Annotated in this window: 17 protein-coding genes and 1 other annotated feature; of the genes, 11 read left to right on the forward strand and 6 right to left on the reverse strand. The window is 43.8% G+C overall.

The genetic code is table 11. The annotated features are described in order from the left end of the window. Positions 1-57: 57 nt before the first annotated feature. From KP625_RS11670 to KP625_RS11680, 3 genes are all read right to left on the reverse strand, one after another. Positions 58-312 (reverse strand): hypothetical protein, encoded by a 255-nt coding sequence (locus tag KP625_RS11670; protein WP_177970822.1) that lies wholly within the window; start codon positions 310-312, stop codon positions 58-60. Positions 313-343: 31 nt separating this feature from the next. Beyond that, positions 344-1,036, reverse strand: coding sequence for a hypothetical protein (locus KP625_RS11675; protein WP_238298002.1), 693 nt, complete (start codon positions 1,034-1,036; stop codon positions 344-346). Positions 1,037-1,118: 82 nt separating this feature from the next. Next, positions 1,119-1,358, reverse strand: a complete 240-nt coding sequence (locus KP625_RS11680) for a chorion class high-cysteine HCB protein 13 (protein WP_177970819.1) — start codon at positions 1,356-1,358, stop codon at positions 1,119-1,121. A gap of 126 nt (positions 1,359-1,484) precedes the next feature. On the opposite strand from KP625_RS11680, the gene KP625_RS11685 reads away from it, so the two are divergent. The 5 genes from KP625_RS11685 (at position 1,485) to KP625_RS11705 (ending at position 9,317) form a co-directional block, all read left to right on the forward strand. Further along, positions 1,485-2,399: a hypothetical protein gene (locus KP625_RS11685; protein WP_238298004.1), complete on the forward strand. Its 915-nt coding sequence runs from the start codon at positions 1,485-1,487 to the stop codon at positions 2,397-2,399. 93 nt (positions 2,400-2,492) lie between these two features. Further along, positions 2,493-2,734: a binding site (T-box leader), on the forward strand. A gap of 36 nt (positions 2,735-2,770) precedes the next feature. Further along, positions 2,771-3,790: a phenylalanine--tRNA ligase subunit alpha gene (gene pheS / locus KP625_RS11690; protein ID WP_177970109.1), complete on the forward strand. Its 1,020-nt coding sequence runs from the start codon at positions 2,771-2,773 to the stop codon at positions 3,788-3,790. A gap of 15 nt (positions 3,791-3,805) precedes the next feature. Continuing rightward, complete coding sequence (gene pheT, locus KP625_RS11695; RefSeq protein WP_238298007.1) at positions 3,806-6,232, forward strand: phenylalanine--tRNA ligase subunit beta; 2,427 nt, start codon at positions 3,806-3,808, stop codon at positions 6,230-6,232. Positions 6,233-6,368: 136 nt separating this feature from the next. Continuing rightward, positions 6,369-7,394 (forward strand): tRNA preQ1(34) S-adenosylmethionine ribosyltransferase-isomerase QueA, encoded by a 1,026-nt coding sequence (gene queA, locus KP625_RS11700; RefSeq protein WP_238299942.1) that lies wholly within the window; start codon positions 6,369-6,371, stop codon positions 7,392-7,394. An 81-nt stretch (positions 7,395-7,475) separates the two neighbouring features. Then, positions 7,476-9,317, forward strand: a complete 1,842-nt coding sequence (locus KP625_RS11705; protein ID WP_238298008.1) for a glycerophosphodiester phosphodiesterase family protein — start codon at positions 7,476-7,478, stop codon at positions 9,315-9,317. Between the two features lie 66 nt (positions 9,318-9,383). Here the strand turns inward: KP625_RS11705 and KP625_RS11710 are convergent, their stop codons facing one another. Continuing rightward, complete coding sequence (locus KP625_RS11710; RefSeq protein WP_238298010.1) at positions 9,384-10,022, reverse strand: hypothetical protein; 639 nt, start codon at positions 10,020-10,022, stop codon at positions 9,384-9,386. A 29-nt stretch (positions 10,023-10,051) separates the two neighbouring features. Between KP625_RS11710 and KP625_RS11715 the strand changes: the two genes are divergently transcribed. The 3 genes from KP625_RS11715 (at position 10,052) to tet(40) (ending at position 13,983) form a co-directional block, all read left to right on the forward strand. Further along, entirely contained in the window at positions 10,052-10,426 is a 375-nt protein-coding gene (locus tag KP625_RS11715; RefSeq protein WP_001129922.1) for a TnpV protein, read from the forward strand. 366 nt (positions 10,427-10,792) lie between these two features. Beyond that, positions 10,793-12,712 (forward strand): tetracycline resistance ribosomal protection protein Tet(O), encoded by a 1,920-nt coding sequence (gene tet(O), locus KP625_RS11720; RefSeq protein WP_238298012.1) that lies wholly within the window; start codon positions 10,793-10,795, stop codon positions 12,710-12,712. 50 nt (positions 12,713-12,762) lie between these two features. Next, positions 12,763-13,983 carry a tetracycline efflux MFS transporter Tet(40) gene (tet(40), locus tag KP625_RS11725; protein ID WP_109215034.1) on the forward strand — a complete coding sequence of 407 codons (1,221 nt, stop codon included), beginning with the start codon at positions 12,763-12,765 and terminating at the stop codon, positions 13,981-13,983. 298 nt (positions 13,984-14,281) lie between these two features. Here tet(40) and KP625_RS11730 read toward each other — a convergent pair whose 3' ends face one another. Together KP625_RS11730 and KP625_RS11735 are read right to left on the reverse strand one after the other, a co-directional pair. Continuing rightward, positions 14,282-15,169: an IS3 family transposase gene (locus KP625_RS11730; protein WP_238297496.1), complete on the reverse strand. Its 888-nt coding sequence runs from the start codon at positions 15,167-15,169 to the stop codon at positions 14,282-14,284. After that, positions 15,100-15,663, reverse strand: a complete 564-nt coding sequence (locus tag KP625_RS11735; protein WP_238297493.1) for a helix-turn-helix domain-containing protein — start codon at positions 15,661-15,663, stop codon at positions 15,100-15,102. The genes KP625_RS11730 and KP625_RS11735 overlap by 70 nt, the downstream gene beginning before the upstream one ends. A 384-nt stretch (positions 15,664-16,047) precedes the next feature. Here KP625_RS11735 and KP625_RS11740 point away from each other — a divergent pair, with 384 nt between their 5' ends. The 3 genes from KP625_RS11740 (at position 16,048) to KP625_RS13715 (ending at position 17,334) form a co-directional block, all read left to right on the forward strand. Beyond that, a complete protein-coding gene (locus tag KP625_RS11740) occupies positions 16,048-16,560 on the forward strand; it encodes a sigma-70 family RNA polymerase sigma factor (RefSeq protein WP_238298014.1) in 513 nt (170 codons plus the stop codon). Positions 16,561-16,654: 94 nt separating this feature from the next. Then, positions 16,655-17,080: a sigma-70 family RNA polymerase sigma factor gene (locus KP625_RS11745; RefSeq protein WP_000323895.1), complete on the forward strand. Its 426-nt coding sequence runs from the start codon at positions 16,655-16,657 to the stop codon at positions 17,078-17,080. Between the two features lie 83 nt (positions 17,081-17,163). Continuing rightward, positions 17,164-17,334, forward strand: a complete 171-nt coding sequence (locus tag KP625_RS13715; protein ID WP_000331638.1) for a hypothetical protein — start codon at positions 17,164-17,166, stop codon at positions 17,332-17,334. The last annotated feature ends 313 nt before the right edge of the window (positions 17,335-17,647 follow it).

Genomic DNA, 17,647 nt, shown 5'->3' on the forward strand with positions numbered 1-17,647 from the left:
CGGTTGCCTGACATTGGTTTGTATTGTGTCAGGCAACCGTTTTTTACATGTATGAAATTATAGGAAGAATGACTTAATCATCTGGAATTTTTGACGTTCTGCAGGAGACATGCTTTCTTCCATTGCCTCAAGAAGTAATGCGGATTCTTCTTTCGTGAAGCTTAGGTTACGCCGTTTTAGTTCTTGGTTGATTTGCAGAATCTGTGGCAACAATTCTTCCGCAGACTGGTATTTACTTTGTTCTTTGATTTCGTTGATAATCTTTAATTTGGTTGGATGGATATTTCGAAGTTTGGGGTTTTGTTCAAACATATGGGAACCTTTCTTTTTATTTATATATATGTCAGGAATTCAGGATATCCATGACACTGGAGTACAGATCTTTGCGCATGGAAGTCTGTTGCATATGGCTGCTTCCTGAACTCTGCTTTTGCTGCGTGCATTCCCTCTTGAAATTCTGACAATGCTCCTGCCGTGGCTCATAATCTGGTGGTGGGGGCGGTGCCCCACAGCCCGGTTGCGGAGGAAAATCATACCGATTGCCATGATTTGGTGGTGGGGAATTATATGTGTTTCCGTGACTGTTTGGTGGAGGAGCATCATATGGATTTTCACAATTGCCTGATGGTGAAGTGCCTGGTGTGCCGGAGTCATTCATCGCCTGCATGACCTGCATCATTTTTAGCATTTGCTGCATATTTTTAATATTGCCGGCAAAATCTCCGGGCAGAAAACGGCACATACACTCCATCATTTCTTCCGAGCTTTCCGGATGACAGTCGAACCCACAGGAGGCAACATAGTCCGGATGATCAAAGCATTGCATTAAAGCTCGGATTTCCTGATATTTAATTAGAAGGATCAAAGGCTTTTTGTAGGAATAGTCTACAAAAGGAATCATGGCTTCCAGAAAAAACAGGGAATCGTCATGAATCAATTGATCAAGCGGATGGTTATGCAGCATGGCAGGTACTCTGAATTGTCGTTCGTTTAAATATATGTGTGCGCAGGAATAATTATGAATTTTCGAGAACATAGTATGGGTTATGGCACAGCGGACGATTCATAAAAAACTCCCCTACAAGCAGCCTTGCAAGGGAGTTCGGAAGTGCGTCTGATTAACAACCGCAGCCGCAGCCACCACCATTGTTGTTTCCGCAGCAGAAAAGAAGAATCAGGATGATCCAGATGCAGTCGTTGTCGCAGCCACAGCCGTTTCCGCCGCAGAAACCGCCACCGCAGCCACCACACAATAATAACAAAATAATAATCCAAATGCACGAGCAGTTGCTGCCGTTTCCGATGTTGAATCCATTTCCACAGCCGCAACCACACTGTGTAGCTGACAAATCGCTCATGAGATGCCTCCGCTAAAATTTCTTATGGTTTATACTATGCATAGACTGACGAAGTGTTAAAAAAAGTTGAACACAAATTGGTTAGATGATAAGATAAAGAAAATTGACAGAAGGCGACCGTTTACAATGAAACATAAAAAGTTTGAAATTATATTGATAAAAAATACGCTGGCGATGATGGCTCCAATCATGGTCTTGTTACTTGTGCTTGTTTTTTTCGGTGTCAGATATTCTATGTTTCATGTAGCGCAGTGTTATGAGATTACGAACGTGGAACCTGTGGAAGATCAGATAGAAAAACTGTATCAGGATGACAAGACCAGTGTAAAATATAATGCAGTAAATCTGTACTATACGGGATATGATTATCTGGTTGAAAACAAGGTTAAAGGAGCATATTATTATAGCTTTGACGGGGACAATATGGTATTTGTGCTTGTTAAGACGGAGCATCCGAAGAATAGTATAGATAAACATGTGGTGAAAGGACGTATTGTAAAGGATGAAGTCGTAACGGAACATATTATAGCGGGACTTTCTAAAAATGGAGATGTACCGATGCAGATTTTGGAAGGCTTTTATGGTACATATGTGATTAGCGAACCGGATTATCCCTATGTTTATACCGGAATCGCGTATATTATAGTTGCGGCACTTTCGGCTGTGTATGTGTTTGTTCTGGCATATATTGTTCAGCTCTGGATGCGGCCATATAAGAATCCGCAGGCGAAGAAGCTGCGCGCATATGGACGAAGAAGTGCAGTGATCGAACAACTCAATACGGAATTGAGAGATAAACTATATTTCCGTTATCATGGAATCTATGTAACGGATAATTTCCTGATTGCCGCATACTGGTTTCATACCGATGTCATCCGACTCGATGATGTGCGGTATTTGTCTAAAAATCGTGTGGAAGAGAAGGGTGGCAGAGAAGTGTATCGCCTGACATTGTCGGAGCCGGAGACGGATTTGTTTTATGAGATTGACTTCAAGGAAGAAGAACTGATTGACGCGTGTGTAGACGCAATTCGGGGTTGACACAACTATTTATTGTGCTAAAATGTTTTTTGGTAGATGCATTTGTAAAACATAAAATTGTAATTCGGATGTATCTGCATGAACATCATAAGAACAAAGACAGAGATGGTGCAACAAGGATTTTCAACACCTGACAGAGAGACGGGGTCACGGCTGCAAGCCCTGTTCAGTAGAGGAAGATCTCATTTTCACACCGGAGTCGCGGATTTGAACATGCCAGTGTCATGGTGCAGTGGAAAGTAGGATTCGTCGTGTTATGCACGTTACGCATACAATGAGAGCGGCTGTTATAGTCGAATCAGGGTGGTACCGCGGATATTTACTTCGTCCCTAGTATAGGACGGAGTTTTTTTAATGGAGGAAAACAGGAAATGAAAGAAAAGTTGCAAAGCATCAGAGAACAGGCACTTTCCAAGATCGCAGAGGCACAGGATATCAACCTATTGAATGATATCAAGGTGTCGATTCTTGGTAAGAAGGGTGAATTAACCCAGGTATTGAAGAGTATGAAAGATGTGGCTCCGGAGGATCGTCCGAAGGTTGGACAGATGGTAAATGAGACACGTGCGAACATCGAGGCAAAGCTTGAGGAGAAGATGAAATCCATCAATTCGGCTCTGCGTGCAGAGAAGATGAAGCGTGAGACAATTGACGTTACACTTCCGGGTGTGAAGAAGATTGACGGCCACAGACATCCAAACCAGATTGCACTTGAAGACTTAGAGCGTGTATTTATCGGTATGGGATATGAGATCGTATCCGGGCCGGAAATCGAATATGATAAATACAACTTTGAACTTTTGAATATCCCTGCAAACCATCCGGCAAAGGATGAGCAGGATACATTCTATATCACAAAGGACATTCTGCTTCGTACACAGACATCGCCGGTACAGGCAAGAATCATGGAGCAGGGCAAGCTGCCAATCCGTATTCTGTCTCCGGGACGTGTATTTCGTTCTGACGAAGTAGATGCAACCCATTCACCATCTTTCCATCAGGTTGAGGGACTGGTTGTTGACAAAGGAATCACAATGGCGGATCTGAAGGGAACACTCGATCAGTTCGCGAAGGAATTCTTCGGTGAGAAGACAAAGACGAAGTTCCGTCCGCATCATTTCCCATTTACAGAGCCTTCTGCAGAGGTGGATATTACCTGCTTTAAGTGCGGTGGCAAGGGCTGCCGCGTATGTAAGGGAAGCGGCTGGATTGAGATTCTTGGTTGCGGTATGGTTCATCCGCACGTGCTGGAAATGTGCGGTATTGATCCGGAAGAGTATTCGGGATTCGCATTTGGTATCGGTTTGGAGCGTATCACACTCCTGAAGTACGAGATTGATGATATGCGTCTCTTGTACGAAAATGACACAAGATTTTTGAATCAGTTCTAAGATGGAGGTAAGAAGATGAATACACCGATTTCATGGTTAAAAGTATATGTTCCTGATTTAGACGTGGATGTACAGGACTTCGTAGATGCGATGACACTGTCCGGTTCCCATGTAGAAGGATACGAGAAAAAAGATAAGAACTTAGAGAAGATAGTAGTTGGTAAGATCGAGAAGATCGAGAAGCACCCGGATGCAGATAAGCTCATTATCTGTCAGGTAAATATCGGTGCCGGGACGATCCAGATCGTAACAGGTGCCCCAAATGTAAAGGAAGGTGACCTCGTACCGGTTGTCCTAGATGGCGGCAAGGTTGCAGGCGGACATGATGGCGAGCCGCTTCCGGAGGACGGCATCAAGATCAAGAAGGGCAAACTTCGTGGTATTGAAAGCGATGGTATGATGTGCTCCATTGAAGAGCTTGGTTCATCCAGAGATCTGTATCCGGAGGCACCGGAGTATGGTATTTACATTTTCGGGGAAGAGTCTGGCGTAAAGCCGGGCGATGATGCAATCGCGGCACTTGGCCTGCATGATTCCGTTGTAGAGTATGAGATTACATCGAACCGTGTGGATTGTTTCTCTATGATCGGTATGGCAAGAGAAGCTGCTGCAACCTTTGACAAGGAATTCCACGAGCCGGAGATTAAAGTACAGGGCAGCGGCGGCGATATCAATGATTACATTACCGTGGATGTGCAGGCACCGGATCTGTGCCCACGTTACACAGCCAGAGTTGTGACAGATTTGAAGATCGGACCTTCTCCAAAATGGATGCGTGAGAGACTGGCTTCGCAGGGAATCCGTTCCATCAACAATCTGGTCGATATCACAAACTATGTTATGGAAGAGTACGGTCAGCCAATGCACGCGTATGACTTAGATACGATCGCAGGCAGGAAGATTGTTGTAAAACGTGCGAATGACGGTGATACATTTGTGACACTGGACGGTCAGGAACGTAAGATGGATAAAGACGTTCTGATGATTTGTGACGGCGAGAAGGAAATTGGTATCGCCGGTATCATGGGTGGCGAAAATTCCATGGTTACAGATGACATCAAGACATTGCTGTTCGAAGCTGCCTGCTTCGATGGTACAAATATTCGTCTCACAACAAAGCGGATCGGTCTTGCTACCGATGCAGCTGCAAAATTCGTAAAGGGACTTGATCCAAACTTGGCAGAACAGGCAATCAACCGTGCCTGCCAGCTGATCGAGGAACTTGGCTGTGGTAAGGTTGTGGACGGTATGGTAGATGTATATCCAAATCCGGTCAAGGAAATCGAGCTTCCGTTCGAGCCGGAGAAGATGAATAAGCTGCTTGGAACAGACATTTCTTCCGATGTTATGCTTTCTATCTTCAAGAAGCTGGAGCTTCGTTATGATGAAAAGACAAATATGCTGACAATCCCTACCTTCCGTCAGGATCTCAAATGTATGGCAGACCTTGCAGAAGAAGTGGCACGTTTCTATGGCTACGCAAATATTCCGACGACTCTGCCACACGGCGAGTCCACTGCCGGTAAGAAGAGCTATGCAGAGCGTGTAAATGATATTGTAAGAAATATTGTCGAGGGAGATGGATTCTCCGGAGCTATGCATTATTCGTTCGAGAGTCCGAAGGTGTTTGACAAGCTGCTCATTCCACAGGATTCCGTATATAGAAAGGCAATCCAGATCATGAACCCACTCGGCGAGGACTTCTCTATTATGAGAACGCTTCCGTTGAATGGTATGCTGACATCCCTTTCTACAAACTATAACCGTAGAAATAAGCATGCAAGACTGTATGAGCTTGCAAATGTATATCTGCCAAAGGCACTTCCGCTGACAGAGCTTCCGGATGAGCGTATGATGCTGACACTCGGTATGTTCGGCGAGGGTGATTTCTTCGATTTAAAGGGCGTGATCGAAGAGTTGACAGAGAAACTTGGATTTGCGAAGGAAGTAAGCTACGAGCCCACCTCTGAGCATCCATTCTTACATCCGGGACGTCAGGCAAACATCACGAAAGGTAAGCTTTCGGTTGGTTATCTTGGACAGCTTCATCCGGAGGTTGTTGAGAACTATGGTATGAAGAAGGAAGTCTATGTTGCAGTTCTTGACATGCAGACCGTTACGATGCTTACAACCTTTGATAGAAAGTACGAAGGTATTGCGAAGTTCCCAAGTGTTACACGAGATCTGGCGTTGGTTGTAGATAAGAGTGTATTTGTTGGTGAAATCGAGAAGGTTATCAAGAAATGTGGCGGAAAAATGTTAGAGAGCTACAAGCTGTTCGATGTCTATGAAGGCGAGCAGGTAGCACCTGGCAAGAAGTCTGTTGCATATTCGCTTGTGTTCCGTGACAAGACAAGAACCTTGACGGATGCAGATGTCAATCCGGTTGTGGAGAAGCTTCTTACGGAGCTTTCGAAGATGGGTATTGAAATCCGGGCATAATGAAATTGCGCAGTGCGGGAAGCCTTTTTGTACATTGTGTGTATGGAAAACGGATATAGCTTATGAGTAGTACAGCATGTTATATTTTGCACCCAGTGTATATAGAAGAAACATGGAGCAGATAGATATGAATGAAATGAAATTAAGTGATTTTAATTATGAACTGCCACAGGAGCTGATTGCACAGGATCCGCTCCTGAAGCGAAGCGATTCCCGTCTTATGGTGTTGAACCGTGAGACAGGTGGAATCGAGCACAGACATTTCTCGGATGTGATTGAATACCTGAATCCGGGTGACTGTCTGGTCATCAATGATACAAAGGTTATTCCAGCCAGACTGATTGGCGTGAAGGAAGATACAGGGGCATCCATAGAGGTGCTGCTCTTAAAACGTCATGACGATAAGGTCTGGGAGACACTGGTAAAGCCGGGCAAAAAGGCACGTGTAGGTGCGCGTATTTCTTTTGGAGAAGGAAAACTTGTCGGTGAAGTCATTGACATTGTTGAAGAAGGGAACCGTCTGATTCGCTTTGAATACGAGGGTATCTTCGAGGAAGTGTTGGACGAGCTTGGGCAGATGCCGCTGCCACCGTATATCACACACCGTCTGGAGGACAAGAATCGTTATCAGACAGTCTATGCAACACATACCGGGTCGGCGGCAGCACCGACAGCAGGATTGCATTTCACGAAGGAACTTTTGGCGAAGATTAAGGAGAAGGGCATCAAGATTGCAAGAGTGACTTTGCATGTCGGTCTTGGTACATTCCGTCCGGTGAAGGTCGAGAATATTTTAGAACATCACATGCACAGTGAGTTCTATGTGATTGACGAGGAAGCTGCCAATACAATCAATGAGACGAAAGCAAATGGCGGGAAGGTTGTTTCGGTTGGTACAACAAGTACGCGTACGCTGGAGACGGTCGCAGATGAGACAGGGCATGTGCGTGCCTGTAGTGGCTGGACGGATATTTTTATCTATCCGGGATACAAATTCAAGGTGGTTGACCGCCTGATTACGAATTTTCATCTGCCGGAATCGACACTGTTGATGCTGGTCTCTGCATTATATGACCGGGAGAAGATCCTTGAAGCATATAAGATTGCGGTCGAGGAGAAGTATCGATTCTTCTCGTTTGGCGATGCTATGCTGATTTTGTAATGCATTATAGAGAAATGTTTTTAGGCTATGATATAATTATCAGTCGTTTGAAAAATATGGAAAGAAATGGAGGAAAAAGTTATGGGTCGTTTGAAACAAGCGGTGAAAATGCTGCGGTATAACATTTCCTCTATTGCTTTTTTTGAAGTGGTTTACCGGGTATTGTCTCTGGCAATTTTGACACCGGCGATGTACGGATTGCTGAATCTGTCTATGAACATTGCGGGAATTTCATACCTTTCGTCCGGAACAATCCATCGGTATATGCGGTCTCCGATCACATATGTATCGTTTTTGCTGATGTTGATTTTGATATCGTTTTTCTTGTTAGTGAACCTGTCAGGAATCATATTTAGTATGGAAGCATCGGTGCGGCGCGAAAAGCTGAATCCGATGGATATATTGCTGCATGGAATCGGTAATGCCTGCCGGAGCCTTGCACCGAAGAATCTGCTTACACTTGGATATGTATTGTTTATTCTTCCGTTTACGTATTCTCTGACCTTATCCGGCACGTTACTTGGTTTGAAATTGCCGGAGTTTTTGATGCACTTTCTTAAAAACTATAAGTTTGGCCTGATGGGAGCGTTAGCAATTTATCTGGTATTGTGTGTCACATTTTTCAGACAGATATTTACACTGAATTATTTTGTGTTGTATAAGGTGAGTTACCGTCAGGCGCGCCGGATGAGTAATCAGGCAATGAAAAATCATGTATTGCTGATGATGATTGGCGTGATAGGTTTAAATCTGTCAATCGCAGTCGTTGCAGTACTTTTAGAAGGCGCATTTGCTGCCGGTATTTCAAAGGTTGTCATGCAGATCGTTCCGAATAAAACAGTATTTGTTGTGGTAGACACTGTTTTTCGGGCGGCATCTGTGATTTTGTATGTGTTGATTGTAATTGTTACAACACCACTTATCCATGCATATATTTGCGCACATTTTTATGAGCGGGAAGGGGATATGGAGTATGCAGAGTTTAAGAAACTCCATCTAAGTAAGATGCAAGAACGGGAAGAAAAACTTCTTTCTGACCGTTCGCGGAAGAAACAGCATACATTTTTAGCCTCAGCTGTAGCTTTTGGATTGATTTTAAATGGCTGCTATGTCTATCTGTCAACCAATAATTACATGTCATTCCGAATTGCATATCCAACCAATGCATCCGTGACAGCACATCGTGGGGATGCGGGCAAAGCACCGGAGAATACAATGCCGGCATTTGAGCAGGCGGTTGAAGACGGAGCGGATATTATTGAATTAGATGTGAGGCAGACCAAAGATGGTGTATATATTATCATGCATGATGAAAGTCTGTATCGTACTGCCAATGTCAGACACAAGGTAGGAGAGGTGGATTATGACTATATCAGCAAGCTGGATGTGGGAAGCTATTTTGACCGATCTTATGATGGTACACATATTCCGACACTTGAGGAAGTACTTATTTTTGCCAAAGAAAATGATGTATTTCTGAATATAGAATTAAAACCTGCGGACACGGATCAAAATTATGTGCAGGGAATCGTGGATCTGTTGCATGAGTATGATTTTGTGGATCAGTGTATGCTGGGGTCACAGAGCGTCAAGGCATTGCGGGAAGCGAAAGAATTAGATCCCGAGATATCCACACTTTACATTATGACGATGGCATTCGGAGATTTTGCGGGAATGCAGGGCATTGATGGATTCAGTATCAAACATACCTATATCAGTAATAATATGGTCAGCAAAATTCATGCAAAAGGTAAAAAAATCTATGCATGGACAGTGAATAATGAAGCATATATCAAAGATCTGCTTTTGCTGGATGTTGATGGAATTATCACAGATAATCCGGCGGAGACAAAGGAGATTATTTTAAATGCGAATGATTCCATTATAGAAGACTGGATGAAACGGATTATCTATAAATATTAAAGCTATATACAGGAAATAAAAAAGGAAGAGAATGCAAATTCTCCTCCTTTTTGTTATGCATGGATGTTATGCAAGATAAAACTGTTTTAACAGATTGCTTAAAGCACTGTAATCATCTTTGTGCATCAACTCACTTGCTGAATGCATGGCGAGAACCGGAATACCGATATCACAGGCACGCATTGGCAGGTAGGATGACAGGATCGGACCGAGTGTCTGTCCGCCCGGCATGCCGGAACGGTTGACTGCTTTTTGGAAGGCAATATGGTTGGTGTTGCAAAGATCAATGATGCAGGCACCAGCCTCGCTGTCACTGACGTAACGTTGACTGGCACTGGACTTTAAGACAACGCCATTGCCAAGAAGAACGGGATTGGTGATGTCCGATTTTTCACTGTAATTTGGATGTGTGGCATGTGCAACATCGACTGACAGGTAAAAGCCGTCTGTAGTCAGAGCAAGTTCGTGTCTGCCGCTTAATTGTTTTACAATGTCTGCAAGCAGATGACTGTCGGCACCCTGCTTGGAACGGCTGCCAATCTCTTCGTTATCAAAGAGGGCACCGATGCAGAGTGTGTCAGATAGTTCTGCAGAGACAAGTCCTTCCAGAATTGCACAGACGGAAGAAATATTGTCAATGCGGGGACTCGTCACAAATGCATCCTGGATGCCAACGGATGTAGGACGGATTTTGCGGACATTCAAAATAAAAAAGAATGTGGAGGTAACAGACAATGGCAAAATCATTATTTGAGGAACTGGGCGGCAAATACGAAAGGCAAGGGGATTATTTGATACCGTGCTTAACTGTACCCGCCGAAGAAGAACAGGCAATAGGCATCTGGGGGCAACGGCATTTAGATTATCTAAAACAGTACCGTAAAGTTACATACACCAATCTTCTTACAAGCGGCAGGCTAAACGCCTACCTTGCCGACATCAACAGACAGGCACAGGAACGCTTTGAAAGGCTCATAGAGGGTATGAAACAGGCACAGGGCATAACGGAACAGCTAAAGGCAGAAAACGCCTTAGAATGGACAGGATGCCTCAATAACATAAGGGCTTGTGCGAGGGAGATTGTGGAAAAGGAAATTATTTTTGCATAAACAGATGATTAGTGGCAGGGGGAAATCCTGCCGCTTTTTCTGCTTTAGTTTGTCAGCTTGACAAATAAAGGGTTAAGGAATATAATTAGATTCAGTATTATACAAGGAGTTAATAAATATGCGGCAAGGTATTCTTAAATAAACTGTCAATTTGATAGTGGGAACAAAAAGTAGCAGTCCCGTTTCACTTTTAATATGGGGCTTAGTTTTTTGTACCCAGTTTAAGAATACTTTTATCATGTAATTTTATATGCCCGAAAACATATAAGTGTTTTGGGGCTATTGGAGTTATTTACCCAGTGATAGGAGTATTTATCACTGGGTATTTTTATGCCCTTTTTTGGGTGTTGATAGGAGGAAAATCACATGAAAATAATTAACTTAGGCATTCTGGCTCACGTTGACGCAGGAAAGACAACATTAACGGAAAGTTTATTGTATACCAGTGGTGCAATTGCAGAACTAGGGAGCGTAGATGAAGGCACAACAAGGACAGATACAATGAATTTGGAGCGTCAAAGGGGAATCACTATCCAGACAGCAGTGACATCTTTTCAGTGGGAGGATGTAAAAGTCAACATTATAGATACGCCAGGCCATATGGATTTTTTGGCGGAAGTATACCGTTCTTTATCCGTATTAGACGGAGCAGTATTATTAGTTTCTGCAAAGGATGGCATACAGGCACAGACCCGTATACTGTTTCATGCACTACAGATAATGAAGATTCCGACAATTTTTTTCATCAATAAAATTGACCAAGAGGGGATTGATTTGCCAATGGTATATCGGGAAATGAAAGCAAAGCTTTCTTCGGAAATTATAGTGAAGCAAAAGGTTGGGCAGCATCCCCATATAAATGTAACGGACAATGACGATATGGAACAGTGGGATGCGGTAATTATGGGAAACGATGAACTATTAGAGAAATATATGTCAGGGAAACCGTTTAAAATGTCAGAACTGGAACAGGAAGAAAACAGGAGATTCCAAAACGGAACGTTATTTCCCGTTTATCACGGAAGCGCTAAAAACAATCTGGGGATTCGGCAGCTTATAGAAGTAATTGCCAGTAAATTTTATTCATCAACGCCTGAAGGTCAATCTGAACTATGCGGGCAGGTTTTTAAGATTGAATATTCAGAGAAAAGGCGGCGTTTTGTTTATGTGCGTATATATAGCGGAACATTGCATTTGAGGGATGTTATTAGAATATCTGAAAAAGAGAAAATAAAAATCACAGAGATGTGTGTTCCGTCAAATGGTGAAATCGTCCCGGCTGACCATGCCTGTCCGGGAGAAATTGTTATTTTAGCTGATGATACTTTGAAACTGAACGACATTCTGGGAAATGAAAAACTCCTGCCTCACAAAACATGGATTGAAAATCCTCTCCCTATGCTCCAAACAACGATTGCAGTAAAGAAACCTGAACAGCGGGAAATATTGCTTGGGGCACTTACAGAAATTTCAGATGGCGACCCTCTTTTAAAATATTATGTGGATACTACAACGCATGAGATTATACTTTCTTTTTTGGGGAATGTGCAGATGGAAGTCATTTGTGCCATCCTTGAGGAAAAATATCATGTGGAGGCAGAAATAAAAGAGCCTACTGTTATATATATGGAAAGACCGCTTAGAAAAGCAGAATATACCATCCACATAGAAGTCCCGCCAAATCCTTTCTGGGCTTCTGTCGGGTTGTCCATAGAGCCGCTCCCTATTGGAAGCGGAGTGCAGTATGAAAGCAGAGTTTCACTTGGATATTTAAATCAATCGTTCCAAAATGCGGTTATGGAGGGGGTTCTTTATGGCTGCGAGCAGGGGCTGTATGGATGGAAAGTGACAGACTGTAAAATCTGTTTTGAATATGGATTGTATTATAGTCCTGTAAGTACCCCCGCAGACTTTCGGCTGCTTTCCCCTATCGTATTGGAGCAGGCTTTAAAAAAAGCAGGGACAGAACTATTAGAGCCATATCTCCACTTTGAAATTTATGCACCGCAGGAATATCTCTCACGGGCGTATCATGATGCTCCAAGGTATTGTGCAGATATTGTAAGTACTCAGATAAAGAATGACGAGGTCATTCTGAAAGGAGAAATCCCTGCTAGATGTATTCAAGAATACAGGAACGATTTAACTTATTTCACAAATGGGCAGGGAGTCTGCTTGACAGAGTTAAAAGGATACCAGCCAGCTATTGGTAAATTTATTTGCCAACCCCGCCGCCCGAATAGCCGTATAGATAAGGTTCGGCATATGTTCCACAAGTTAGCTTAACAGCTTGCAAAAGTCATATAAAATGAGATTTGAAAGGAGAATGTAACTTCATGTTTGCTAAAAATTCAAAGGCATATTCTGTCTACCTGCTGTTCCGATTTGTCTGTTCCCTGGCGGTTTCTATGTCCACAGTGCTTTCCATCGTGTACCACCTGGAGGTGGTGCAGCTGGATGCTTTCCAGCTTGTCCTGGTAGGGACGGTTCAGGAGACCTCCTGCTTTCTGTTCGAGATGCCCACCGGTGTGGTGGCGGATTTGTATAGCCGTCGGCGCTCGGTGCTGATTGGAATGTTCCTCTACGGCCTGGGCTTTCTGATGGAGGGTGCGCTACCGTGGTTCGCGCCGGTTCTGCTGGCCCAGGTTGTCTGGGGTTGCGGTGATACCTTCATCACCGGCGCTCTGGAGGCGTGGATTGCCTCGGAGGAAGAGGACAAACCCATAGACAAGGTGTTCCTGCGGGGCAGTCAAATGGGGCAAATCGGCGGCGTTCTGGGCGTGGTGCTGGGCACACTGCTGGGAAACATAAACCTGCAAATGCCTCTCATCTTGGGGGGCAGTTTGTGCTTGTTGTTGGGGCTGGTGATGGTTCGCATCATGCCAGAAACCAACTTCTCCCCTGCTATTGAGGAACGGCAGGGCTTGCTTAAAGACTTTGTCTGCCTGTTCAAGCTCAACCTGGGCTTTGTGAAAGGCGCACCTGTGTTGCTGGCGCTCTTAGCAATCACACTATGCGGGGGACTTGCCAGTGAAGGCTTTGACCGGCTCTCCACCGCTCATTTTCTGGATGACACGGTAATACCCGTTATCGGGCCGCTGAACAGCGTCACTTGGTTCGGTGTTATCAGTCTTATCGGCAACGGCTTAGGTATTCTGGCTTCTCAGTTGCTCATCGCCCGCATGGAGAAAAAAGGGACTGTCAGCCGAACCAGTGTGGTCATGTCCACCAGCGCCGGGTATATCCTGTTCCTGGTTCTCTTCGCGGTGGGGCGGAGCTTTTGGTTCATGTTGTTGGTGTTCCTGCTGGCGGGGCTTATGCGCACCATCAAGGAGCCTGTGCTGGCCGCCTGGATGAACGACCAAGTGGATGAGAAAATGCGCGCCACAGTCTTTTCCACCAGCGGACAGCTGGACTCTTTCGGGCAGATCATCGGCGGGCCTATTGTGGGGCTGGTAGCCCAGCAGGTGTCCATACCCTGGGGGCTGGTCTGTACCGCTTTCCTGCTGTTGCCCGCGCTGTTCTTAGTGCCGGTGGCGGGAAAGAAGCGGGATTGATATGGCATAGTTAAGTTTACTGACGAGCGGGAGATTACTTCCGCTCGTCTTCATTTAGTAGCGCAAAATTTGAGGACTCTTTATTTCCTTATTCGGTATAGCGGAGGCGGCTGTCAATTCGACATAATTTTCTTGTGATACTTTACCGTACATGAGCATTTGTTTCGTATTTGAAAGAACAAACTCACCAAATAAAAAAAACGATATTCGGGTGGGTTATTTTGTTATACCCTAAATTACCCTCTGAATTTGTTTTTAAATTGATATGTACCCAGAATTCTGGACACATATTTATGAACTAGGTTGAACACATGGATGCTATCCTGTATTGTACAGGTGGCATCCATTTTGTTTTTGCCTGAATTCTTTTGTTATTATAATAATCTATATATTCTTCAATTGCTTGTGAGAATTCTTCAAAAGAAGAATAGTCTTTTTCATTTCCATAATACATCTCATTTTTTAATCTTCCAAAAAATGTCTCCATAATACAATTATCATAACAATTACCTTTTCGTGACATGGATTGTATAATGCCATGTTCCTGTAAGGCATTTCTAAAATAAGCATGTTGATACTGCCAGCCTTGGTCTGAATGAAATATCAATCCTTCAATTGAAGGAAATTTTTCAAATGCTTTATTGAGCATTCTCGTTATCTGTTCAAGATTAGGACTCTTGGACAAATCATATGAGATGATTTCATTTGTATTCATATCCAGCACTGGAGAGAGATAACACTTTCCCCATGAAAAATTGAACTGTGATACATCTGTAGTCCATTTTTGCAAAGGCGATGTTGTGCTGAAATCTCGATTTATTATGTTATCAGCAATCTTACCAACTTCACCCGTATAAGAATGATATTTCTCCTTTGGTCGTTTTCCGGCTAATCCTGATTCATGCATAAGACGCTGAACCCTCTTATGGTTCACCCGATATCCACGATTAATAAGTTCCTGATGAACTCGTCTTACGCCATATCTGCGCTTGTTTTCATCAAAAATACTTTTTATTTCTTCTAGTACTTCCTTATTGCGTTCAGCAACAACATCGTTTCTGCTAATCTCAAAATAGTAAGTAGATCTAGCCATATGCATTGCTTTAAGCAGATACTTTAATTGGTATCCTTTTTCTCTGAGGTCCTTGATGATTGCTGCTTTTTCGCCTTGAGTTGCGCAGCCCATTTTTCTTGCCTCAAGGCGATCCGTTTTTTTATTATTTCATTCTCCGCTTTGATATATTCGTTTTCCGATCTCAAGCGCATCAGTTCTTCTCGTTCTGATTCTGTTAAAGGTAATGGATTTGTTGACTTCTTCATTTTTAATTCCTTTGTTGAACGTCCTTTTTTACTTCCTACTAATCCATTATATCCTTGTGATTTATATTTGTATATCCATTGATAAAGTATTCCTGGGCTAATACCTGCTTCTGTGGCAACTTTCCTCTTTGGTATGCCTGCAATGACTTTTAAAACCAGTTCAAGTTTTTCTTCTGGTGTCCACACTTTATTGAACACCTTATGTTTTAAAACTTCTGGACCATGTAAATCAACCAATCCAGACCATTCTCGTATATGTCTTTTGAGAGTATCTGGATTCGTATCCTCTGGGATATCTGGATACAAACCCGAATGATACAATTCAACACACATCAGTTTAAACTCATAACTATAACGCATAAAAATACCCTCCTTACTGGTTGTCCAGTAAAGAGGGTACATATCAAATTTGGAGGGATTTTTTTATGTCCTTTTTTCGGGCAGTTATCTATCTGCTCATACGAAGCAAAATTTATCAATACATAGCATATCAGAGAACGGCAGGAAACCAGTTAAAAAAATTTCTGCCAGTGCAACGGTACTTCTCACCTTGAAAGTAGAAGTACAATCTCCATACAATAGAATTACTATTTCCTATAACCGTAAAGGTCACAGAGCCTTTGCGGTTTTTCTTTTGTCGATTTTTGTTGGAAAGTGCCGTAGGGCTGTTTCTGATATGCGGTGTCGTTCTCCGCCTCTCCATCTGGATTTTTTACATTTCAAAAATTCAGATGGGAGGTATTTATGGTGAAATATGCACCAAGAAAGGTATATATCAGAGAAAGTGGCGGCTATGTGGAATTATCCTACACGGAGTTCTGCCGTTGCAGGGAATCCGACCAGACCTATATGGACAAGCTGTTTATCCCCATTCAAGGCTGTCTGCTTGAAGTCGTGAGGGAGCAATACACAGACTTCTACCGTGACAAGGAACGGTGGCGTTATCTGCAAAAATTAGATACAAAGAATAGACTGCTATCTCTCGACGGATTTACGGACAGCGAGGGGAATCCTCTGGACTTTATCACTGATGAAGCGGTGGACATTGCAGAAACCGTTGTCAATGCGGTCATGGTGGACAGGCTGAAAGCCACCCTGCCTTTGCTGTCGGATAGTGAACAGGAGCTGATACAGGCAATCTTTTTTGACGGACTTTCCGAGCGTGAAGTCGGGGCGAGGTTGGGCATAACCCAGAGCGTTGTAAACAAACGCAAAGCCAGAATCCTAATAAAACTAAGAAAGATAATAGAAAATTAAAATTTAAGGCGTTCAGCCCCCTTGTTTTTTCCTTTGGGAAGATGAGGGGGCTTTTCTCTGCCCTCTCAATCAATTCTGATTGGAGGAAGTAAGAATGGCATACAACCACGGACGGGAGGACAGGAAATGGCGTATCTGGAAAGAAGCGGAGGAAAAGCTGCTGCGTGAGTGCGGCGTTGATGAAGCGACCATTGAGCAGATACGCATGGCGGACAGGGCAGACTTCAATTCCAACAGGCGGTTTTACCGATGGACGAATGACGTTGCGGAATATCTTGAGGACATGGCAGGCAGGGAGCGGCAGGCGGAAGTGGGTACGGTTGCGGAGTTACTGGAAGAGATTGAGAGCGAAAATCTCTATCAAGTATTAGTCACGGTGGACGGGCGTACCTTGAAAATCGTCCTGCTGAAAATGCAGGGGTATTCCACAAAGGAGATTGCCCCGCTTGTGCATTTGACGACTGGTGCCATCTATGCGAGGTTAGACCATCTGCGGAAGAAGCTGCGGAAAATTTTATAGCTTCTAAAACAGCCTGCCATCCTGCGGGCTACTGGGTGAGGGATGGAAATCCCCTCACTCATTTTTTGCAGGAGGACAACAGGATGGCATACAGGGTTAAGGCATACACGCTTCGGGAGGAATCCACGGAAAGCGGCACAAGGTATTTTATCAGCTTTAAGGACGGGCAGGGCAAATCCCACGAGTTGGAAGTGTCGGAACAGTTCTTTATGGAGTTTCGGCAGATGGAGCGCAGGAACAGGAATCTTTTCTAATGGGACGAGCGGCACAGGGAGTTTAACGAGGTATGGGACGAAACCCTTTACAGACGGGCGTTGCGTGTGCCTAAGAGCCTTGATGAACGCATGGTTGAGGAAGAACGGAATGAAACGCTCTATAAGGCGGTTGGGAGCCTTCCAGAGATACAAAGGCGGCGTTTCCTGCTCTACTACGAGTATGAGTTCAATTTTTACCAAATCGCCGCTATGGAGCATTGCACCGCTTCGGCAATACAGAAATCTGTTGCGATTGCAAAGGAGAAAGTAAAGGCGGAAATTGAAGAAATATCTCCAACCGTGACCGACACCG

The organism is Eubacterium sp. MSJ-33 (genome assembly GCF_022174665.1).
GTDB lineage: Bacteria > Bacillota > Clostridia > Lachnospirales > Lachnospiraceae > Coprococcus_C.